This is a genomic window from Nesterenkonia muleiensis (genome assembly GCF_003600155.1).
GTDB lineage: Bacteria > Actinomycetota > Actinomycetes > Actinomycetales > Micrococcaceae > Nesterenkonia > Nesterenkonia muleiensis.
Genome location: NZ_QWLD01000016.1, coordinates 219,939 through 240,778, shown reverse-complemented (window position 1 = coordinate 240,778; position 20,840 = coordinate 219,939). Strand labels below are relative to the sequence as shown.

18 protein-coding genes are annotated in these 20,840 nt (G+C 61.1%); 16 read left to right on the top strand and 2 right to left on the bottom strand.

The window, feature by feature from the left end; all coding sequences use genetic code 11:
• Positions 1 to 12 precede the first annotated feature (12 nt).
• From DVO78_RS06125 to DVO78_RS06105, 5 genes are read left to right on the top strand one after another with little or no spacing between them, the layout of a single operon-like run.
• Positions 13 to 1,050 carry an ABC transporter permease gene (locus tag DVO78_RS06125; RefSeq protein ID WP_120003920.1) on the top strand — a complete coding sequence of 346 codons (1,038 nt, stop codon included), beginning with the start codon at positions 13 to 15 and terminating at the stop codon, positions 1,048 to 1,050.
• Positions 1,050 to 1,949, top strand: coding sequence for an ABC transporter permease (locus DVO78_RS06120; protein WP_120003919.1), 900 nt, complete (start codon positions 1,050 to 1,052; stop codon positions 1,947 to 1,949). The genes DVO78_RS06125 and DVO78_RS06120 overlap by 1 nt, the downstream gene beginning before the upstream one ends.
• A 52-nt stretch (positions 1,950 to 2,001) precedes the next feature.
• On the top strand, positions 2,002 to 3,555 hold the full coding sequence (locus DVO78_RS06115) for an ABC transporter substrate-binding protein (RefSeq protein ID WP_120003918.1): 1,554 nt from the start codon (positions 2,002 to 2,004) through the stop codon (positions 3,553 to 3,555).
• A gap of 10 nt (positions 3,556 to 3,565) precedes the next feature.
• Positions 3,566 to 4,585 carry an ABC transporter ATP-binding protein gene (locus tag DVO78_RS06110; protein WP_162301571.1) on the top strand — a complete coding sequence of 340 codons (1,020 nt, stop codon included), beginning with the start codon at positions 3,566 to 3,568 and terminating at the stop codon, positions 4,583 to 4,585.
• Positions 4,582 to 5,610 carry an oligopeptide/dipeptide ABC transporter ATP-binding protein gene (locus DVO78_RS06105; protein ID WP_202912100.1) on the top strand — a complete coding sequence of 343 codons (1,029 nt, stop codon included), beginning with the start codon at positions 4,582 to 4,584 and terminating at the stop codon, positions 5,608 to 5,610. The genes DVO78_RS06110 and DVO78_RS06105 overlap by 4 nt, the downstream gene beginning before the upstream one ends.
• 317 nt (positions 5,611 to 5,927) lie before the next feature.
• Here DVO78_RS06105 and DVO78_RS06095 read toward each other — a convergent pair whose 3' ends face one another.
• On the bottom strand, positions 5,928 to 6,248 hold the full coding sequence (locus DVO78_RS06095) for a membrane dipeptidase (protein WP_120003915.1): 321 nt from the start codon (positions 6,246 to 6,248) through the stop codon (positions 5,928 to 5,930).
• Positions 6,249 to 6,431: 183 nt separating this feature from the next.
• On the opposite strand from DVO78_RS06095, the gene solA reads away from it, so the two are divergent.
• Genes solA through DVO78_RS06080 form a run of 3 tightly spaced genes read left to right on the top strand, consistent with a single transcriptional unit; the run spans position 6,432 to position 9,426 of the window.
• Positions 6,432 to 7,640, top strand: a complete 1,209-nt coding sequence (solA, locus tag DVO78_RS06090; RefSeq protein ID WP_120003914.1) for an N-methyl-L-tryptophan oxidase — start codon at positions 6,432 to 6,434, stop codon at positions 7,638 to 7,640.
• A gap of 13 nt (positions 7,641 to 7,653) precedes the next feature.
• Positions 7,654 to 8,466: an MOSC domain-containing protein gene (locus DVO78_RS06085; protein WP_120003913.1), complete on the top strand. Its 813-nt coding sequence runs from the start codon at positions 7,654 to 7,656 to the stop codon at positions 8,464 to 8,466.
• A 3-nt stretch (positions 8,467 to 8,469) separates the two neighbouring features.
• Complete coding sequence (locus DVO78_RS06080) at positions 8,470 to 9,426, top strand: PDR/VanB family oxidoreductase (protein WP_120003912.1); 957 nt, start codon at positions 8,470 to 8,472, stop codon at positions 9,424 to 9,426.
• A 21-nt stretch (positions 9,427 to 9,447) separates the two neighbouring features.
• Here the strand turns inward: DVO78_RS06080 and DVO78_RS06075 are convergent, their stop codons facing one another.
• The gene (locus tag DVO78_RS06075; protein ID WP_238385165.1) at positions 9,448 to 10,677 is read right to left on the bottom strand and encodes a M20 metallopeptidase family protein; all 1,230 of its coding nucleotides are present in this window, start codon (positions 10,675 to 10,677) and stop codon (positions 9,448 to 9,450) included.
• 184 nt (positions 10,678 to 10,861) lie between these two features.
• On the opposite strand from DVO78_RS06075, the gene DVO78_RS06070 reads away from it, so the two are divergent.
• From DVO78_RS06070 to DVO78_RS06035, 8 genes are all read left to right on the top strand, one after another.
• Entirely contained in the window at positions 10,862 to 12,061 is a 1,200-nt protein-coding gene (locus DVO78_RS06070; protein ID WP_162301570.1) for a PucR family transcriptional regulator, read from the top strand.
• Positions 12,062 to 12,187: 126 nt separating this feature from the next.
• Positions 12,188 to 12,988, top strand: coding sequence for an alpha/beta fold hydrolase (locus tag DVO78_RS06065; RefSeq protein ID WP_120003910.1), 801 nt, complete (start codon positions 12,188 to 12,190; stop codon positions 12,986 to 12,988).
• A gap of 12 nt (positions 12,989 to 13,000) precedes the next feature.
• On the top strand, positions 13,001 to 13,789 hold the full coding sequence (locus DVO78_RS06060; RefSeq protein WP_120003909.1) for an aspartate/glutamate racemase family protein: 789 nt from the start codon (positions 13,001 to 13,003) through the stop codon (positions 13,787 to 13,789).
• A gap of 165 nt (positions 13,790 to 13,954) precedes the next feature.
• A complete protein-coding gene (locus tag DVO78_RS06055; RefSeq protein ID WP_120003908.1) occupies positions 13,955 to 15,547 on the top strand; it encodes an ABC transporter substrate-binding protein in 1,593 nt (530 codons plus the stop codon).
• A 115-nt stretch (positions 15,548 to 15,662) separates the two neighbouring features.
• A complete protein-coding gene (locus DVO78_RS06050) occupies positions 15,663 to 16,637 on the top strand; it encodes an ABC transporter permease (RefSeq protein WP_120003907.1) in 975 nt (324 codons plus the stop codon).
• Positions 16,634 to 18,370, top strand: coding sequence for an ATP-binding cassette domain-containing protein (locus tag DVO78_RS06045; protein WP_238385164.1), 1,737 nt, complete (start codon positions 16,634 to 16,636; stop codon positions 18,368 to 18,370). The genes DVO78_RS06050 and DVO78_RS06045 overlap by 4 nt, the downstream gene beginning before the upstream one ends.
• Positions 18,363 to 19,145, top strand: a complete 783-nt coding sequence (locus tag DVO78_RS06040; protein ID WP_202912099.1) for an ABC transporter ATP-binding protein — start codon at positions 18,363 to 18,365, stop codon at positions 19,143 to 19,145. The genes DVO78_RS06045 and DVO78_RS06040 overlap by 8 nt, the downstream gene beginning before the upstream one ends.
• Before the next feature lie 42 nt (positions 19,146 to 19,187).
• Complete coding sequence (locus tag DVO78_RS06035; RefSeq protein WP_238385163.1) at positions 19,188 to 20,840, top strand: amidohydrolase; 1,653 nt, start codon at positions 19,188 to 19,190, stop codon at positions 20,838 to 20,840.

Sequence of the window (20,840 nt, the reverse complement as noted above, 5' to 3'; positions counted from 1 at the left end):
CCCTTAGCTGGCATGAAGGATGAGGAGAAAATCATGCTACCGACGATCATGATTCTACAGCGGGTGATAAGTACCATTCCTACTTTGCTAGGTGTAGCTACTCTTGCCTTTCTCGTCAACCGAGTTCTGCCGGGGGACCCTGCTCGCGCCGTCCTCGGAACCCAAGCGAGTGAACTCCAGTTGGAGGCCTTGCGAGAGCAGATGGGGTTAAACGATCCGTTGTGGATGCAGTTTTTGAATTACATCTGGAATCTATTTCGTCTAGATTTTGGTATCGCTTGGCACACCAGTCGTCCTGTGGTGGAGGATTTGGGAAATCGCTTGCCAGCCACTATTGAGCTAGCATTATGGGCATTCATCTTCGCTCTGGTTATCGGCATACCTATTGGTATGCTGCAGGCGACCCGGGCAGGTGGCACCCTGGACCTGCTGCTTCGCGTGGGTGCCCTCGTTGGGCTCTCTGTTCCTAGCTTTTGGCTGGGCATTCAGCTCATCCAGATTTTTTATGTTCAGCTGCAGGTGGCGCCCGCCCCATCTGGAAGGTTAAGTGCTAACGCCTATGTCCCGGAGCGTATCACCGGCCTTTACGTACTCGATGCGATTCTGCAGGGCGAGTGGGGGACCGCAATCATGGCTGCTCAACACCTGGTACTGCCCACCTTTGCCCTTGGCCTAGTTGGCGTCGCTGTCATCTCGCGTATGACTCGCTCCGCAATGCTGGATGTCCTTCGACGCGATTATATTCGCTCTGCAAGGGCTAAGGGCGTTTCACCTAGCTTTATCATTCGTGGACATGCTTTGAAGAATGCGTCACCGGCGATCTTCACTATTTCCGCCATGCAATTGGGGTATCTGCTTGCTGGTGCAGTAGTTGTTGAGGTGATCTTCGGGTGGCCCGGCATCGGCAGCTATATCTACACAGCGGTTAACGCCAATGACTACGCGCCCGTCCAGACAGTAATGGTGCTTACTGCGGGGTTGTTCATTTTTGTAAATTTGTTGGCCGATGTGGCCCAGATGATCGTCGACCCGAAAACAAGGGGAGTCTGATGAGAGATCCGGTAGTGACAACACCAAGGCTCGGAACCGCGAGAATTGCTGCCTCCAGTATCCGATTTAGCTCTGCCTTGAAATGGGCGTTGCGCAATCCCCTCGCCATTGTTGGAGCTATGGTGATCCTTATTGCAGTAATCGCTTCTATCTTCGCCTCGTGGATCCAGACCCATGAACCGAGCGCGCGTGACGCAATGTCTGCACTCAATGCACCCTCAGCTGAGTTTTATTTCGGCACCGATAGCTTTGGGCGCGATATTTTCTCTCGTGTCATCAATGGCGGTCGTATTACACTTTCAGCGGCCGCCTTGGCTGTTTTTGGATCGGCAATATTTGGTGTAACTCTCGGCCTTGTGTCTGGATATTTCCCCGGTTATACTAGAAATATTATAAACCGATTTATAGACATTTTATTTTCTTTTCCGGATTTAATTCTCGCTATGAGTATCGCCGCCGCTATTGGTCCAGGGTTCTGGACCACCGTGATAGCAATAGCCTTTGGCGCTATTGCCCCTTTCGCTCGCGTTACCTACTCCACGGTCCTGAGCATGAAGGAGAGCGAGTTCATTTATGCAGCTAGGATATCAGGTATTAGCAGCCTTCGGATTATGTTCACTCATGTTCTTCCTAACTGCATTAGCCCTATCTTAGTGCAGCTCACATTAGCTCTAGGTTTCGCTATTCTTAACGTTTCGGCACTCAGCTTTATTGGTCTCGGGGCACAACCTCCGGATGCAGAATGGGGTCTCATGGTCTCTGAGGGTAGGCACTATATTCTCTCTGGGCAATGGTGGATAACCTTTTTTCCTGGATTTACTATAGCTATATTAGTTCTGAGCTTTAATCTATTAGGTGACACGTTAAGAGATGTCTTTGATCCTCGATATAAATTATAATAAAATCCACTTTTAAATATTATTTCATTCGTTCAATAAAAGGATTAAAATTATGACTAAAGTAAATATTAGAATATTTGCCAGTTTGGCCCTTGCGGCACTGTTGATGAGTGCCTGTGGTGACGATTCCGAGATCAGTCCTGGTGGCGATTCCGGTGTAGTTGGAAATACGGCCACCCTGGCATTCACTGATGGTGGAGCCACTCTTGATCCGAGAGCTGCCCATGGTGCAGTGCCCAATACTATCTTGCTTGCCTCCTACAATACCCTCGTTACCAATCACATTGGGGAGGACGGTAACCAGGTCGATGGGGAGTACGACCCGGCGTTGGCTGAGTCCTGGGAGGTCAGCGAAGACGACCTTACCTGGACTTTCAACCTTCGCAACGATGTTACCTTCCAGTCTGGGAACGAGTTCACTGCCGCTGATGTGCTCTGGTCCTTCGAGGGCTTCGAGCTCAGTTCGCTTTATCAGCTGGCGAATATCGAGAGCGTCGAGGCTATCGACGAGCACACCGTCGAGTTCCAGCTGCATACGCCGCAACCTGTCCTACCCGACTACTTCGGCATGATGTCCATTATGGACAGTGCGTACTTGGAGAACGAGGTTGATGACATCGACTCCTATCTGGCTAGCAACGCAGCGGGCTCTGGCCCCTACATCTTAGAATCCTGGGACCCTTCCTCGGAGGCTGTGCTGACTGCAAATCCTGATTACTGGGGAGAGGAGCCGGCTATCCAGCAGTTCACACTCCGTTTTGTGTCAGAAATGACCACCCAGATCCAACAGCTTCAGCAGGATGATGTTCAGCTGATTATTTCAATTCCGCCGCAGAACCTCGCTGATCTCGAAGATGATGAAAATATTGAGGTCATTGCCGCTGATGCCGGCAATACAGAGTGGCTCTCCTTGAACGTGCAGGTTGAGCCCTTCGACGATGTCGCTGTGAGGCAGGCTCTTGCTTGGGCTACTCCTTACGAGGAAGTCATTGATTCAGTACTAATGGGATACGGCCAGAGGCTCGAATCGGCCATCTCCCCGATTACCCCCCACTACGCCTCAGAGGTCTGGGAGTACGAATATGATCCGAGTATGGCTCGAGAGGTGTTGGAGCAGGCTGGCTATTCTGAAGGGGACATCTCTTTCGATGCCATAGTTAACAATGGAGATCCCTTCGCCGCAGACACTGCAACTATTCTGCAGGATGCATATGCAGAGGTCGGCATCGACATGAGTGTCCAAACTCTGAACAGTTCCCAGTACGAGGAGCAGTTTTTTGATTCGCAGGCGTTGATAGGGAACTGGCTTTCCTACATTAACCAGCCCCAGTATCACTTTGGCTGGTTGCTGGATTCCGAGGGCGCGGCCAACTTCTCCAACTACGAGAACCCGGAGTTCGACGAGATTGTCCGAACTGCTGAGTTTGAGGATGAGGAAATCCAAGCGGAGCTCTGGAGCGAGGCCCAGGCCATCCTCGCCGAGGATGTCCCCTGGATCTATCTCTATGCCCCTGACGTGACCGTGGCGCACAGCTCGAACCTGAGCGGTTATTACAACTATGTGAGCGTCGTCCCACGCCTCCATGAGCTCTACTACGAGGACTGAGGATAAGACTATGAACACAAAGCTGACCCGGCCAAATAGCCCAGTTCTGAGCGTACGAAATCTATCGGTGTCGTACATTGGCGCCGGCCGCAAGCTCATTCCTGTGGTGGAGAACGTCTCCCTTGATCTGCAACGCGGAAAGATCTGTGGGCTAGTTGGCGAGTCGGGCTGCGGCAAGTCCACCATCTCGCTGGCGCTCATGGGTCTGCTCGACAAGAAGGAAGCCAAGGTGAGTGGAGAAGTCACTTTTCAGGGCAAGGACTACCTTGACTTGCCAAAGAAGCAGCTTCGCTCGCTCCAAGGCTCGGAAATCGCAGTGATCTTTCAGGACCCGATGTCTTCCATGAATCCTTCCTTTACCGTGGGGTTTCAAATCTGCGAGCCGATGCGCATCCACCTCGGTTTGAGCCGCAAGGACGCCCAGGCTAGAGCAATTGCCTTACTCAAGCGCGTAGGGATCTCAAGCCCCGCTAGCTTTCTTGGTCGCTTTCCGTACGAATTGTCGGGAGGTATGCGGCAACGGGCCATGATCGCCATGGCCATGTCATGCCGTCCGAAGGTGCTCATCGCTGACGAGCCCACCACTGCGCTCGACGTGACAATTCAGGCTGAGATTCTCCAACTTATTGTTGAGCTCTGCAAAGAGGAGGGGGCCGCTATACTGTTCATCACTCATGACTTCGGAGTGGTGGCTGAAACCTGCGATGAGATCCTGGTAATGTACGCCGGTCAGGTTGTGGAGCGCAGCAACAATATGCGCCACGTGCTCGATGACCCGCAACATCCTTACACCGTAGCGCTACTGAACTGTCTTCCGGAGAATAACATCGGTTCCGAGGTGCTGCCCACCATCTCGGGTACAGTGCCCCAGCCTGGCACCCATTTTACCGGATGTCGCTTCGCTGACCGATGTCAGGTGGCGCAGGAGGACTGCAGCAGTAATCATATTCCGCTTTACCGTACTAGCGGTGAGCATGCTACCCGATGTCACCGCTTGGCCGACCGTGTTGAGGGAGTGGCCTCAGCATGAATATGCGTGAGAGACAGCGCACAAGGGGCGAGGAAAAGACGCCCCCTCTAATAGTGGAAAACCTTTCGGTCCACTACCCGCTGAGAGGTAGACGCAACGTTGTGGCTATTGACGATGTCTCGTTCTTTATCGAGGCCGGAGAGACAATCGGCCTCGTGGGTGAGTCCGGGTCAGGGAAGTCTACAATCGGCAAGGCTTTGTTAGGTATGGCGCCAGTCACTGAAGGAGCTGTTACCTACGCCTCTGACTCCGATTCGGATACCAAAAAGATTCCCGGCTTACGCCAGATGGTCTTCCAGGACCCCTTCGGGTCCTTCAACCCTCGCTGGAAGATCCGCCGCTCCTTAGCCGAGCCGCTCCGCCCCCACGGACTTGTTCGCGGTGAGATTCGTTCCCGGGTAGAGGAGGCAATCGAGTCGGTGGGGCTGAGCGTGAGCTACCTAGACCGTTTCCCTCACGAGTTCTCGGGTGGTCAACGGCAGAGGATCAGTATAGCGCGCGCGCTGATCAACCGGCCGGAGGTTCTAATAGCCGATGAGGCAGTTTCGGCTCTGGATGTTTCTGTCCAAGCGCAAGTGCTCAATTCTATGAAGCAGTTGCAGCAGGAGCACCAGGTGGCTACTATCTTCATCTCCCATGACCTCTCCGTGGTGCAGTTCATCGCAGACAGGGTGATCGTACTCTACTTCGGCCAGATCATGGAGGAGGCCTCGGCCGCTGGGATCTTCGCCAAGCCCAAACATCCCTATGCGGTCGCTCTACTTGGCGCTTTACCTTCTGTTAAGACAACTACCAAGGACCGTATTCAAGTAAGAGGTGAGCCACCCAGCCAGGAGAACCAAACTAAGGGTTGTCCCTTCGCCAGCCGCTGTCCCTTCGCCTTAGAAACCTGTGTGCAGGAGCGACCAGCCATTCGCATCATGCCCGACGGTGGTAGTGTCGCGTGTCACCGTGTGAACGACGACGGTTCCCGTGACTACGACATTTCCAGTGCTATTGAGCATTTCGAAGACATCAAGGAGTAGACTTTGATGACTTCGCCTGATTTCTATCCGGGACTATTGCCCTGACTGGCTGAGTGCCCAGCTCCAATCTCTCAGGAGAGGGTACGCGAGTTCATTGGTGAGCCCGCTGAGGGACCAACGACAAGGTGCAGGTTGCATCGACCGTCACATGCACCGGTTCATCACGCATTCCCTGTTTCTAACGATGGCGACAGCCAATGTCGATGGTTCTGCAGCCCGTTCGCCACGTGGCGACTACCCCGGTTTCGTCAAAGTCCTGGATCCCTAGTTGGGGAAGATGAGGTCTCTTTCAAGTAGGTCCTCAGTCTCATACACAATCAGCCCGGGTGTCTCACACCAGTCTGGCGGGTAGGGAAGTTCTCCATCGGGGAGATGTTCTGCCAGCCCAGGATCACCCCGAGCCTTCCCGTCTCATGGGCGTGCTGTATATCGGCGGTTTCACGGACGTGAACCAGGTTGTCCTGCTCACGGAACCTGCGGTGCCAGGTGGCGGTCTCGTCGACGGTCTCCGCGAATCCCTCCCAGATCGCGATCGTGGCGTTGACGGCGCTGACCTTGCCCCGCAGCAGACTGCCGACGACGGCAGGCGAGTTCCAGTTGCTCGGGTTGCATCCGTCGATGATGATTCCGTGCTCCAAAGCTTCCCCCTACAGGCCGGTTCATAACTCTGCCCATCCAAGCAGAGCGGCCCCGCATCGGGCTTCCTACAGCTGTTGCAGTGCGGGCGGAGAAGATTCGACGCCGAGCGGTCGCGGACTCTGCTCCCAGGGCCGGAGACTGGACTCGGTCCACTTCTTTCGACGTCTATTCAGGAGCAACGAATGCCGCAGGCCTATTCACACATCGTCGTCGGCGGCGGGACCGTCGGGTCCGCGGCCGCCTATTGGCTCTCCCAGCGCGGCGCGGAGAGAGTGCTGGTGCTGGAGCAGTTCGACCTGCTTCACCCCTTCGGCTCGTTCGGCGATCACTCGCGCATCATTCGCCGTGTCTACCCCTCGGCAGACTACGTGCGCCTCACCGACGCCATGTTCGCCGCGTGGCATCAGGTGGAGCAGGAGAGCGGGCTGCCGCTGATCACCACCACCGGTGGCCTCGACCTCGCGGAGGAAGGCACCCGAGGTGCCCAGTACGTCGCCAACGCCCGGCGCGTCATGGACCAGGCCGGTGTCAGCTATGACTCGTTGAGCGCCGAAGAGCTGCGTGCGCGCTTTCCGCAGTGGCAGGTCTCCGATGAGACATTCGGCCTCTTCCAGCCCGACGCCGGTGTGCTTGACATCCGCCGCACCGTCAGCGCGCATACGTCAGTGGCACAGTCTGCCGGGGTGGAGTTCCGCGGCAACTGCGCGGTCTTCGGCATCGACCTTCAGAACGACGGCGTCGTGGTCAGAACTGCTGACGGTGCGATCCACGCCGAGAACCTGCTGGTGGCCGCCGGGTCCTGGATGGGCGAGCTCATGGAGGATCTGGGCCTGAGCTTCACCCTGACACTGTCCCAGGAACAGGTCAGCTACTTCTCCAGCTCTAAGCTCTCCGAGTTCACCCCGGACAAGCACCCGGTGTGGATCTACCACGGAGCAGAGGACACCTACTACGGCTTCCCCGTCTACGGGGAGGCCGCCACCAAGCTGGGCCGGGATATGCGCAGCCGCTTCATCGCCAGCAAGGACCGGGTTTTCACCGGCGACAGTGTGGAGGGCGAGCTGCTTGCCGACTTCCTCCGTCAGCACCTGCCCGCCTCAGCGGGCCCTGCACTGATGCACCGCACCTGCGTCTACGACATGACACCGGACCGCGGCTTTGTGCTCGACACCCTTCCTGGCCATCCGCATGTGGCGGTGTTCAACGGTGCCGGTCACGCTGCCAAGTTCGGCAGCATCATGGGGCAGATCCTTGCCGACCTCACCACTGCCGGAAGCACTGAGCACGACATCTCGGCCATGAGCTTGAGTCGGCCGGCTGTCTCCGACCCGGAGTACCCGATCACCTTCGCTTTGGAGACCGAGCCCGCCGAATCGGCTGTCGCAGACTAGGTAGAGTGCGGGTATGGCACCGACCGGCACCGTCACGGGCCTCTGCGTTTACCCGATCCGAGGGATGAGCGCCCAACACCTTGAGCAGGTCCGGCTTTCCCCGGAACGCGGGTTTCCCCACGATCGCGCCTGGGCACTGGCACGGCACGGCGGTGAAGCTATCCGACTGCCGGAGAAGCCGTTGAGCTCGTACAACTATCACGGGCCCACCTATGACCCGCGCCTGGCCGGAATCCGCACCCAGTTGAACACCGAGACCCAGCAGCTCGAGGTCTATGTCCGTGAGCACCAGGTGCTCTCCTGCTGCCTGGCGCATGAGGGAGACCGTGCCGAGGCGGAGCAGCTGCTGGCCCGGGTCCTGGACCTCGACCCTCACCACGCCCCCCGCTTGATCCGCCGAACGAGCGAAAACTACAACTACACCTATACGGCAACGATCTCTGCCCGCATGGGACGTGCTGTGCACATAGTGAACCTCGCCTCAGTGCGCGAGCTGGGTGAGCGCGTCGGCGAAGAGATCGACCCGCTGCGCTTCCGCGCCAATATTTACTTCGACGCCGGTGAGGCCTGGGTGGAGCGGAACTGGACCCAGCAGCGGCTCGGTCTGGGAGAAGCCGGGCTCACTGTGGAGATGGGTACACCCCGCTGCGCAGCGACCGAGGTCAACCGGGCCACTGCAGAGCTCGACATTCCCGTGCCGCGCCTGCTCAAACAGCATTACGGGCACACTGAAATGGGCCTCTACGCAACGGTGGAGGCCGCAGGCACGGTCACCTTGGGAGCACCGATCCACATGCTGGGCGCTGACGCCGGGGACGGACGCTGAACTATGGGCGAGCCAGAGCGGATTGACGTCTTCGTCGCCCGGCGCCGGCAGGTGGCCCAGCAGATTGTCGAGTTCCATCTCCAGCGTCCCGACGCCGGCGCGCTGCCGGGGTTCTCTCCCGGAGCGCACTTGGAGGTGGAGACTCCCTCGGGGCTGGGCAGGAACTACTCGCTGACCTCAGTCCCGGAGAAGGCACCGATCAGATACGAGATCGCCGTGGCCCTTGACCCGCACGGCGAGGGCGGGTCGTTCAGCATGCACGCACATGCCGCCGAGGGCACACTGCTGCGAATCTCACCGCCCCAGGGTGAGTACCGGATCGACACTGAGGCCCAGGAGCTGCTGCTCATCGCCGGTGGAGTGGGCATCACACCGATGCTCTCGATCTACAGACACCTGATCGCCAGTCACGGGCCCCCGGCGCGACTGGTCTATCTCACACGTTCGAGGGCTCATGCAGCGTACGTGGAGGAGCTCGACGGGATCGATGTCCTCCTGCACGCCAAGGAGGAGTACGCCGGACGTCGGTTCGACCTGTGGAGCGTGCTGGCTGAGCCGGGGGACCGGCGGATCTTCTGCTGCGGCCCCCAGCCGCTGCTGCAGGAGGTCCGCGCCTTGACGATGCATTGGCGGGCAAAGCACCTGCACTTCGAGGACTTCAGTGGTGTCTCTGCACTGGACCCCCACGCCCAGCCGTTCACCGCGGTGTGGCTGCCCACTGGTGCGCGGATCGATGTCCCGGCCGACCGGAGCCTGCTGGATACGCTGAAGGACCAAGGGGTCGCGGTGAGCAGCTCCTGCCGGTCGGGAACCTGCGGCACCTGCCGGCTGAGGGTCCTCTCCGGGAAAGTCCAGCACCGCGATCTTGCACTCAGCGACCTGGAGCGGCAGGACGTGATGCTGTGCTGCGTCTCCCGGGCTGAGGGTGAGATCGAGCTCGCTCCGCTCTACGGGTACTGAGCTGCTGCGGCTAAGCCTGTCTCACGCGGTGCCGAGTGTCAGCCTGCTCCAGGCCAGATTCGCCAAGCTCGCGGCCTGGACGGCCAGCACACGGTCGTCGAAGAGCACCCTCTCTGAGTGCATCGGAGCGACGTCATCCTCAGCAAGATCCGGTGGCTTCGCTCCCAGGAAGACCATGGCACCGGGCACCTTCTGGAGCACATAGGAGAAGTCCTCGGCAGCCATCGCCGGTTCGGGCATCCGCCGCACTCGCTGCGTGCCGTGAAGTGCGGAAAGGCGGTCCATGAGGAATTCGGTTTCAGCGGCATCGTTGACGGTGGCGGGATAGGAGGGAATGAGCGTGATCTCGGCACGGCAGCGGTGAGCTTCGGCCAGGGCGCGGATCATCCGGGGCAGCTCATCGGTGAACAGTGTGCCCACCTCGTCAGAGAAGTGCCGCATGTTGGTGGACATGGCCACCTCACGGGCCAGCACATTCCCGGCGGCTGAATCACTGGACAGCTTTCCGATGGAGATCACCCCGGCATCAGCCGGATTGAGGCGGCGTGCGGCAAAGCTCTGCACAGCGAGGATGACCTCTGCTGCCACCGGCACCGGATCCACGGCCAGATGCGGGGCCGCAGCATGGCCTCCGGTGCCAATGATGCGGATATCCAGGGCGTTGACCCCGGCCATCAGGGGGCCGGGCCGGGTGATGAAGTGTCCGAACGGCGTCGTGCTGTCCACATGGACGGCGTAGGCTGCGGCCGGGTGCTCCTCGGTGACCTCGAGAACGCCCTCGGCAATCATGAGCTCCCCGCCGCCGTGGCCCTCCTCCCCGGGCTGAAACATGAAAACGACCGTCCCGGGAAGCTCATCCCGGACAGAGCAGAGCAGCCGGGCGGCACCGATCAGCCCGGCCATGTGGAGATCGTGCCCGCAGGCGTGCATCGCCCCATGGGGGCTGGCGTATTCCAGACCGGTGGCCTCTGCGACCGGCAGGGCATCCATATCCCCGCGCAGCAGCACCGTGGTCCCGGGCCTGCCCCCGCGCAGCACCGCTGTGACCGAGCTGAGCCTTTTGCCCAGGGTGATCTCCAACGGCAGCCCTTCCAGGGCCTGCAGCACGCTTCGTTGTGTCTGTGGAAGATCCAGTCCGACTTCTGCAATGGCGTGAAAGCGGCGTCTGAGCTGCTGGAGTTCGTCCAGCATGTGATCAGCACGTTGCGGGAATGGGTTGTCGGGGCGTGCCAGGAAGGGGCCGGAGATCATATGAACGAGTCAACCACGGTCGAAGGTCATGTTCTCTGGGTGGACGTCGAAAATCTCAGACGGTGACTCATACAGATGTTGAATGGCCTCCTGGAGCGTCTTGTCGCTCGGTCACCGGTATTCCAGCGATGTCGATGTCACACTAAGGTATGGAGAAACTGACCGGGCGGAGGAGGTGACAGGGGTGGATGCGATCACAGACCTAGCCGAGCAGCTGGCTCAGGAGATCAAGCGCAGCGTAGCCGTCGACGACGCCGACCTGCGTCTTCTGGGCTACAGCACTCACTTCGAGGACGCTGACCCCTTGCGGCTGAGCTCGCTGGCCAACCGCCGCATCGAGGGACCTGTTCGTGAGGCGACCTTCGCCGCCGGCTTCCTGCAGTGGCGAGAGCCGCGGCGGGGCAAAGCATTGGGCATCGAGGGCCATGAGTACGACCGGATGGCTTTCCCCCTGCGCTCCCGGTACGGGCTGCTGGGGGTAATGTGGCTGATCCTCACCGACGAACGGGACCTTACCGAGGCTGAGATGAAGAAGTGCCTGGCCGTCGCCCATCAGATGGAGCGCCTCCTCGACCGGCAGGCTCAGGCGGACCTGGATACCGATCGTGAAGTGGAGACACTGCTGTTCACGCTGCTCTCCGATGACGCGGCAGACCGGGAGACCGCCCTCCGCGATCTCGCCGACCTCGGGTATTTCGAGGCCTCCACGCATATCACCGTCCTGGCGGTGTCCATTGAGCAGCCCCCTGCCGCCCGCCCGACCGAGGAGATCGCCGCTGTGCTGCGCCGAGGCCTCAAACAGGCCACCGGAGGCCGTGCAGGACGGCGCTCCATGGCTTTTGCGGTCACCGAGAACCGTGGATTCCTGCTGATCGGCAGCCGCGGCGTGACCGCGGGGGCAGAACTCAGCAAAGTCGCCGAGCGGGCACGTCACGAACTGAGCCGGCTGGATCCGGGTCTGAAGCACAGGATACGCTGCGGCATCGGATCCACCCTCGAGCTGGGGCAGGTGTCGCGCTCCTACGACCATGCCCAGACCGCAGCCAAGATCGCTGCGGAGAAGGACCTGCCGCTGGCGCACTGGAGCGACCATCCGCTGGAGGCTTTGCTGGCGACTGTCATCGCGCCCACCGTTGATCCTGCCGGGCTGCCCCCGGTGCTCAGTGAGGACGTCGGGTCCGTGCCGGAGGAGACTCTGCACACCGTCGCCTGTTTCCTCGATCAGGCCGGCAACGCCGCGAGGACCTCCGAGCTGCTCCACCTGCACCGGACCACCGTCTACTACCGGCTTCGCCAGTTCGAGAAGGAGACTGGGCTCTCACTTGACAGCGGCCGCGACCGACTCCTCCTTCAGCTGTGGCTGGCCATCCGCGACCGTCGCTGAGCCGGGCTCTGCAACAGATGTCGCAAAGCCAGGTGAAAACTTTCACCATTGCCGCGGTGACACCAACGCGATCCTCTGATGGCATGGAACCGGCCCACCGATCTATGGAGTTGAGGAGCTGACACCATGGAAGAGCTCATCCGGCCCACCCGCGGCCAAGGACGCGTGATCGACATTGACGATATTTCGGTCTACCTTGAGGAGCATGGCGAGGGACCTCCTGTGCTTCTCCTGCACGGCGGGCTCATCGACCATCAATCCTGGGGGAACCAGATCCCCGCGCTCGCCGAAATGTTCCGAGTCATCTCGCCGGACACCAGAGCCCACGGCCGCTCCTCAGACTCGGAGAAGCCGCTGAGCTATCAGCGCTTCGCCGACGATGCGGCGGAGCTGCTGGCTGCGCTCGGTGCGGCCAAGGCACATATCGTCGGATTCAGCGATGGGGGCTGCACGGGGCTGCTGCTGGCCCTGCGACATCCCGAACTGGTTGATCGGCTGGTTCTTTTGGGCACTCCCTACCACACGTCCAATTACTGCGAGGGCGTCATCGAGGCATACAAGACCCTTACCCCTGAGGTCTACCGCAGTACTGCCGACCTGCACTCCCACGTGGGTGAGGCCGTCAGCAAGGCGAAGAGGCGTTTTGCGGACGCCCGGGCGTGGGAGCGCTTCTTCATCAAACTGGTCACCCAGGTGTGGCTCACCCAGCCCACTCTTGTGCTGGAGGACCTGAAGCGCATCGAGGCGCCCACCCTGGTGCTCCACGGAGAGAAGGAAGAGTACATCAGTCGTGAAGCCTCCGAAGAGATGGCCCGTACTATTCCAGAGGCATCCCTCCGGTTCATCCCCGGGGCCAGCCACATGTCGGCCCAGGAGAGTCCGGAGGCGGTCAATGCGGCGATTCTGTCCTTCCTACAGCCTGCCTGAGGGCTGTAGAGCATGATGTACGGAAATCGCGACTGGGGCGTCACCAGGATCACCGCGCGGCCTGGAAAGTACGCCTACGGCATGGGCCTCGGCATCATGCTGGTCGACGAGGTCTACCCTGGATTCCCCGGCGATGTGCGCAACGCCAGCGCCTACCCCTTTCCCATCCAGTACGACATCGCCGCCGGTGTCGATATCCAGCAGCTGGTCTACGCCGAGGACAAGTCAGCCTGCCTGGAGCCGATCCTCGCTGCAGCAAGGAGACTCGAACGGATGGGTGTTCGGGCCATTGCCGCCGAATGCGGCTACTTCGCCTACTTCCAGCGTGAGGTCGCCGCCCACGTCGAAGTTCCCGTCTTCATGTCCAGCCTGCTGCAGGTGCCGCTTGCACAGCAGATCATCGGCCCGCAGAAGAAGGTCGGCGTCATCTGCGCCTCTCGGGAGCAGCTCACCGACACCCACCTGCACAGTGTGGGTATAGAGGATGAGGACCGGGTGGCCCTCATCGGCAACCGTGAGGACCACCCGATCGAGGAGTTTGCCAACCTCTGGCTCAGCGACCAGAGGCCTGAGCTGCCCACAGCTGACTACTCCATTGCCGAACGCGAGTTCCTTACGCTCTGCCGCAAAGCCATCGAGCGGCATCCCGACATCGGAGCGTTGGTCTTCGAGTGCACAGGATTCCAGCCTTTCGCCCGTGCAGTGCAGCGTGAGCTCGATCTGCCCCTCTTCAGCTGGAGCACGCTGCTCGATTACGCCTACTCAGTGGTCAACCACCGTGAGCATTACGGCCACGTCTGATCTGTGGTGCTACCACCTTCAGACGTGTTGTGCGTGGCGGCACACCACACGAGTTTCAACATGTGTCGTAAATGATCTGGGCATCTTTCAACGCCTGCGCGATGAACAGCCCCAGACCCCTTGGTTTGATGGACTACACCACACCGCACCGACTGGGAGGAAACCATGACACAGGCATCGAAGCGCGGCCGAAGGCTGGGTGCCGCACTGTGCATCGGGGCGTTGGCCCTGGCAGGCTGCACCACCGAGGACGGAAGCATCGAAGCGGACGGCACCACAGAGGGAAACGGCGACGGCCCGCACACCGACACCATCCGGGGCGCCTGGATCACCGACCCGGTGGGATTCCTGCCGATGACCACCACTGCAACGGACGACTATCGCGCTGCACGGCTGCTCTACGATACAGTGCTGCGCCGTGATATTGACGGCGAACTCATCGGCGGCATCGCCGATGACTACCAGTTGGAGGAATCGGGCTTGACTCTGACCATCGGGGAAGGCCATACCTGTGCCGACGGCACGGAGATCACCCCCACAGTTGTGGCCGACTCGCTCACCTACTTCGCCGACGAGACTGAAAGTGCCGTCCAGCGAGACGGTGTCTTCGGTCCCGGCGAGGCCACCATCACCGCCGACGACGATGCCAGCACAGTGGTCATCGAACTTTCCGAACCCCACTCGGACCTGCCGGCGGGCCTTGCCATCCCGCAGTCGGGTATTGTCTGCCCGGCCGGTCTAGAGGACCCCGAGAGCACGGCCGCTGGGCAGGTTGAGGCCGCCTTCAGCGGCCCCTATGTGCTCAGCGAGGCCAATGACGGGGTCAGCTACGTCTTCGAGCTGCGTGAGGGCTATGACAGCTGGCCTGACTATTCTGAGGAACTCGAGGGCGTGCCCGCGCAGTACCTGGAGTTCTATGTGGGCATTGATGACACCGTCGCGAATCAGCTCCTGACCGATGAGCTCGACGTCGCTCCGGTGACCGATCAGGAACTCGATCGCTTCGAGGACGAGGAAGGCTACGATCAGACCACGGTGACTACAGGAGAGTTCTACATCCTGTTTAACCACGGGGAGCAGAGCCCCTTCCAGGACGAGGAGATGCGTCGGGCGCTGGCCCAGATCGTCGATAGGGAGACACTGGCTGAGATCGTCGATCCCAACGGCGAGCTGATCGCCACACTCGGCGATGAGAACATGCAATGCGCCAATACGGACTTCTCTCTGCTGGAGGACTACGACGCGGAGGCTGCATCCGAGGCCCTCGACGGTGTGCAGGTCAACGTCATCGGCACCAATGCCATCGGTCAGAACGGTGCCGGTGCCATCTACGTTCAGGAGCAGCTGCTCGCCGCGGGAGCTGAGGTCGAGCTGCAGAACCTCGACGTCGGCACCTGGGTCACCGATATCTATGAGGAGCCTGAATGGTGGGATGTGACCGTCTTCGCCACGGTCAACAACATCGGTACGATCTCCTGGGGGCTGGGCACCGTCATCGGTGTTCCCCACACTGAGGGAGGCCGCAACACCAGCGTGTCGAACAACCCGGCGGCTACCGAAGCCCTAGACGCGGCGCTGGCCGCGGGCTCCGAGGAAGAGATGTGCGAGTACTACCAGATTGCCCAGGAGGAGGCACTGGCAGCCGTGGACTTCATCCCGATCTCCATGGATACCAGAACCTTTGTCATCCGTGACGGCTTCACCATCTACGGGCCCGGCGGCAACGAAGACCTGACCAGCCTCCGCATCCTCGACTGACCAGTCCTTCTGAGGCCGCAGTGCCCGCTCGAGTCCTGTCGCTGGGCGGGCACTGCCCCTTAATGTAATCCATGTGTTCCGAACATCTTTGCCCCACAGTTGCTAGAGGTGAACAATGCCCGCCGTTCTGGCCCGGCCCTGGCCGGCATTCCTCCTAAGGAAGGTCTTTGAGTTCGTCTTGGCGCTCCTTGCGCTTGTGGTGCTCACCTTCATCATGGTTCACCTCGTCCCCGGTGATCCGGCCCGGGTGATCGCCGGAATGGACGCCAGCGCCGAGCAAGTGGAGGCCACCCGCGGGAGACTGGGACTGGACCGGCCTGTGCTGGTGCAGTTCTGGGACTATTTCGTCGGTGTGCTGACGCTGGACCTCGGCAACTCGTGGCGCCGTCCCACCACCGAGGTCGCCGACGTCATCGTCGCACGACTTCCCTTTACCGCATCCATTGCCCTGATCGGCATCGCCATCACCGTGCTTGTCTCCCTGGCGTTGGGACTGCTGGTCGCCGGCCTGACCCGCGGCAACCGGAACCAGTGGCTGGACTCCGGCTTCGGCTGGATCACTGCCTCGGCCCTTGCGCTGCCGGTCTATGTCATCGGCGCGATCCTCATTGTGGTCTTCGCGGTCAACTGGGGGCTGCTGCCGGCAGGCGGGGCCAATCAGCTCACCTCCTACATCCTGCCCACCACTGCGATCGCCATCGGGCCCATCTGCTCCATGTCCCGCATGGTGCGCCGGGAGGCCGCCGTCGTCCTGGAGCAGGACTATATGCGCACCGCCCGCGGTTGGAGGATCAGCACCGCGCGGCAGTACTCCAAGCATGCTGTGCCGAATCTGCTGTCCTCAACACTGACGCTCTCCGGCCTGATCCTCGCCGCCATGATCGGCGGTGCCATCATTGTGGAGACGGTCTTCTCCTGGCCCGGGCTCGGACGCACTGTGGTGGAGTCCATCATCGAGCGGGACTTCGGCCTCACTCGGGGCATCATCCTTACTATCGGCGCCCTGGCCATCACCGCCAATGTGATCATCGACATTCTGCTCGCTCTGGTAGACCCGCGGACCCTGCGGGCCGGAAAGGCTCTGACATGACCACTGTGGCAGTTGCCGACGTCCAGACTGGTTCTCACAGCCCGGCCAGGGAGAGACGCCTCAACCCCATGCTGGCCATCGGCTTGGGGCTTGCAATGGCGCTGGTCCTAGTGGCGATTATTTCCCCGATGGTGCTGGGAGAGACCGCCCGTGAGCTGACCGGTGATATGCGTCAAGGGGCTTCCTCCGAGCATTGGCTGGGCACCGATGAGTTCGGCCGTGATCTCTTTGCCCGAGCGTTGGTGGCCACCCGGCTGACGCTTATCCTGACCACGGCGGCCACCGCGATTGCTGTTGTCCTGGGCGTGGTCACCGGAATCCTGGTATGGATGATGCCCGAGCGGATCCGGAACTTTGTGCTCACCGCCAACGCGGTGGCCGTTGCCTTTCCGGGTCTCGTTCTTGCCCTGGTCGTCGCCGCGATTCTGGGACCCGGCGCGTTCTCAGCCACTATTGCAGTCGGCATCGCCGGAATTCCCGCGTTCACCAGGCTCGCTGCCAATATGGCAGCGCCCATCATGGTTCGGGAGTATGTGGGCACGGCCAAGCAGCTCGGTGTACCCCGGCCCATTATTCTGGCCCGTCATGTGCTGCCGAATCTGGGCGAACCGCTGCTGATCCTGGCCGCGAACTCCTATGCGGTGATGCTCACTGAGCTCTCTGGGCTGTCCTTCATCGGCTTGGGCGTGCAGAATCCCGAATACGACTTCGGACGGCTGCTGGCCGATGCGCTCCCGAACGTCTACACACAGCCGGTGCACGTTCTCGGCCCGAGCATCATGATCGTCCTCACCGGTGTCGCAGCGATGTTCATTGGGGACGGTCTGGCTGCACGCAGCAACCCGCGCCTGCGCCGTGCAGTGAAGGGCCGCAGGACCGGCACCCTTCTGCAGGCCAATGAGTCTGCTGCTGCGAAGAGCGCCGCCGAGAACGACGACGCTCTGCTGGTCCGCAACCTCTGTGTCACCAGCGCTGCCGGGCAACAACTGGTCAAAGGGGTCTCTCTACGGGTCAAGAAGGGCGAAATTGTGGGGCTGGTCGGCGAATCCGGATCTGGCAAGTCACTCACCGCGATGTCTGCCGCGGGGCTGGTTCCCGAAGGCGTGACTGCCTCAGCTGATGAGCTGCGGGCCGCAGGCCACGACATGCTCCGGCACCCCAAGTCCGGGGATCTGGCTCGTGACGTGGCTCTGGTCTATCAGGACCCGATGTCCTCCTTCAACCCGGCACTGAAGCTCAACAGCCAGCTCACCGAGGTCTCGCGGGTCCATCTGGGCGCTACCAGGCGCCAGGCTCGTCTGGAGCTGGCGGAGAAGTTCGCACAGCTGAACATCTCCGCACCGGAGCGCCGCGGAGAGCAGCACCCCTACGAGCTTTCAGGAGGCATGCTGCAGCGGGCCATGATTTCCTCGGCTCTGGTCACTGAGGCGAAGCTGATCGTCGCCGATGAGCCCACCACAGCTTTGGATGTGACCGTCCAGGCGGAGGTGCTCCGCCAGTTCGTCGGTGCGGCCGAGCGACTGGGTGCTGGGGTGCTGTTCATCTCCCATGACCTCGGTGTCGTCGAAGCGCTCTGCGACAGGGTGGTGGTGATGCGTCACGGCGAGGTTATCGAGGAGCTCACCTGTGATCAGCTCACCGCTGAAGAGGTTCAGCATCCCTACACGCAGAAGCTGCTGGATGCGGCGAAGTTCACCGATGTCAGCGAGGAGACAGAGGCCAACAATGCCTGAAGCCACTATTGAAGCAGAGGAACTCAGTGTCGTCTTCGGCGCAGGTGCTAGCCAGCATCAGGCCCTCAAAGATGTCTCGCTGCAGATCTGGAAGGGGAAGTCTGTTGGTCTGGTGGGCGAATCCGGCTCGGGGAAGTCCACCCTGGCCAAGGTACTCATCGGGGCCGTGCCCATCACCAGTGGCCAGGTGACAGTGGGGGGGCAGACCTACGGTGCCGGCACCGGACGGCGCCGCCGCACTCCGAAGCAGTTGCAGCTGATTCCGCAGGACCCCTACTCCTCGCTGAACCCACGGCGTACCGCCGGACAGGCACTGGCAGAGGCTCTGGACCCCCTGTGGTCCCGGGTCAGCCGGCACCGGAAGACGATCGCCGAGTGGCTCGACCGGGTGGAACTTCCCCAAGGATCCATCGACAAATACCCCTATGAGTTCTCCGGCGGTCAGCGGCAGCGAATCGCCATCGCAAGAGCTCTGTGCATCCGGCCCGAGGCCGTGATCGCCGATGAGATCACCTCGGCCCTGGACCTTTCTGTACAGGTGGAGGTGCTGAAGCTGCTGGCAGAGCTGCGCGAAGAGCTGGATCTGACCATGCTGTTCATCTCTCACGACCTCTCCGTGGTCCGGCACGTCAGCGACAACGTCGCCGTGCTCAGATCCGGCGAGCTGGTGGAGCACGGTGAGGTCGAACAAGTCTTCACCGCTCCACAAGCCGAGTACACCCGCCAGCTGCTGGACTCCGTGCCCGGCGGACCAGGATTCGCGATCCGTACATAGCATGTCGCTTGTCTCGGCGGCGGGGGAGCAGAAAGGCAGGGAATGGTGAAAGCAGACGCTGTCTTCGTCAACGGGAAGATCTGGACCGGGGATCCTGCCCGACCCTGGGCTCACGCACTCAGTGTGGCATTCGGCAGGGTCGCCGCTCTCGGCGACGACGCGCTCCAGCTCCCCGCAGCCCAGACCGTGGATCTCAGTGGCAGGACTGTGGTCCCCGGCTTCTACGACGCTCATCACCATCTTGCCCTCCGCGGCCAGCGTCTCGCTGCTTTGGACCTAGGCTTCCACGCCGCCCCCAGCCGAGAAAGGCTGCTGGAAGTCATCGCTGGACACGCGCGTATCCTTCCGGAGGATTCCTGGGTCCGCGGCGGAGGCTTCGACCAGAACAAGATCGGCGGATTCCCCACCCGGGAAGAGTTCGACACTGCCGCCGGCGGGCGCCCAGTGTGGATCACTCACGTCTCCGAGCACATGGCAGTGGCCAGCACCTCCGCAATGCATAGGGTGGGCGTCACAGATCTGGCGAACCCACCGACAATGACCGGCGGATTGATCGAGGTCGGTGAGGACGGCCTGGCCACCGGGCTCTTCCTGGAGAACGCCAAGAAGTGGTTCGACAGTCGGCTGAAACCCTATCCGGTCTCAGACATCATCACCTCCCTGGAGACCGGATCGCGTATCGCACTGACCGAGGGCATCACCTCTGTCGCCGACCCCGGCATCGGCGCGACGAACGGCATCGGTATGGGTCCCGCAGATCTCCACGCGTATCAACGGGCACGTGAGCAGCAGCGTCTGCACGTGCGGGTCACGGCCATGCCGTATCTCACCGCGACCCATGGAATCGAGCACTTCGAACCCGGAAGTGACGGCTGGGGGCTAGATCTTGGCCTCCGCAGCGGCTTCGGAGACGAGCACCTGAGCATCGGCGCGGTCAAGGTCCTCAGTGACGGCTCGCTCATCGGCCGCTCCGCCGCCCTGACCTGTGACTACCACGACCACGCCGATGACGGCATGCTGCTGTTCGACCCGGAGGAACTCGGCGCGACGCTGAGCAGCCTGCACCGCAGCGGATGGCAGCTGGCCGTTCACGCCATCGGTGACCGCGCTGTTGAGCACGCCGTCGAGCATCTCCGCAGGGCACAGCAGAGTCACCCACGCCGAGTGCTTCCCCGGCACCGGATTGAGCACTGCGGCATGGCTTCTGACGAATCTGTGCGGCGTATTGCCGAACTCGGCATCATCCCCGTACCGCAGGGCCGGTTCCTCACCGAGCTGGGCGATGGGTTCATTGATGTCCTCGGCACCGAGCGTGCTGACCGCCTCGTCTACCGGATGAAAAGCTTCCTCGACGCCGGAGTCGAGCTGCCCGGCAGCTCCGACACTCCCGTGGTCGAGGCCCATCCCATGAAGGGGATTCACGATATGGTCAACCGCCGTACCGCCGACGGGCAGCCCATCGGTCTCCATGAGGGGGTCACCGTGGAGCAGGCATTCCGCGCCTATACCTACGGCTCGGCCTACGCCTCCCACCAAGAGCACATCAAGGGACGCCTCATGCCTGGGCTGCTGGCCGATATGGCCGTGCTGGGGGCCAATCCCTTTGCTGCGAAACCGGCTGAACTCGGTGACATCGCAGTGCGGGCCACGGTGCTCGGTGGAGAGGTGGTCTTCGGGGCCGAGTCGCTGGGCTGA

Coding starts and splice junctions, on each gene's coding strand:
- DVO78_RS06125 (WP_120003920.1), top strand. CDS start 13: ATGAAGGATGAGGAGAAAATCATGCTACCGACGATCATGATTCTACAG.
- DVO78_RS06120 (WP_120003919.1), top strand. CDS start 1,050: ATGAGAGATCCGGTAGTGACAACACCAAGGCTCGGAACCGCGAGAATT.
- DVO78_RS06115 (WP_120003918.1), top strand. CDS start 2,002: ATGACTAAAGTAAATATTAGAATATTTGCCAGTTTGGCCCTTGCGGCA.
- DVO78_RS06110 (WP_162301571.1), top strand. CDS start 3,566: ATGAACACAAAGCTGACCCGGCCAAATAGCCCAGTTCTGAGCGTACGA.
- DVO78_RS06105 (WP_202912100.1), top strand. CDS start 4,582: ATGAATATGCGTGAGAGACAGCGCACAAGGGGCGAGGAAAAGACGCCC.
- solA (WP_120003914.1), top strand. CDS start 6,432: ATGCCGCAGGCCTATTCACACATCGTCGTCGGCGGCGGGACCGTCGGG.
- DVO78_RS06085 (WP_120003913.1), top strand. CDS start 7,654: ATGGCACCGACCGGCACCGTCACGGGCCTCTGCGTTTACCCGATCCGA.
- DVO78_RS06080 (WP_120003912.1), top strand. CDS start 8,470: ATGGGCGAGCCAGAGCGGATTGACGTCTTCGTCGCCCGGCGCCGGCAG.
- DVO78_RS06075 (WP_238385165.1), bottom strand. CDS start 10,677: ATGATCTCCGGCCCCTTCCTGGCACGCCCCGACAACCCATTCCCGCAA.
- DVO78_RS06065 (WP_120003910.1), top strand. CDS start 12,188: ATGGAAGAGCTCATCCGGCCCACCCGCGGCCAAGGACGCGTGATCGAC.
- DVO78_RS06060 (WP_120003909.1), top strand. CDS start 13,001: ATGATGTACGGAAATCGCGACTGGGGCGTCACCAGGATCACCGCGCGG.
- DVO78_RS06055 (WP_120003908.1), top strand. CDS start 13,955: ATGACACAGGCATCGAAGCGCGGCCGAAGGCTGGGTGCCGCACTGTGC.
- DVO78_RS06050 (WP_120003907.1), top strand. CDS start 15,663: ATGCCCGCCGTTCTGGCCCGGCCCTGGCCGGCATTCCTCCTAAGGAAG.
- DVO78_RS06045 (WP_238385164.1), top strand. CDS start 16,634: ATGACCACTGTGGCAGTTGCCGACGTCCAGACTGGTTCTCACAGCCCG.
- DVO78_RS06040 (WP_202912099.1), top strand. CDS start 18,363: ATGCCTGAAGCCACTATTGAAGCAGAGGAACTCAGTGTCGTCTTCGGC.
- DVO78_RS06035 (WP_238385163.1), top strand. CDS start 19,188: ATGGTGAAAGCAGACGCTGTCTTCGTCAACGGGAAGATCTGGACCGGG.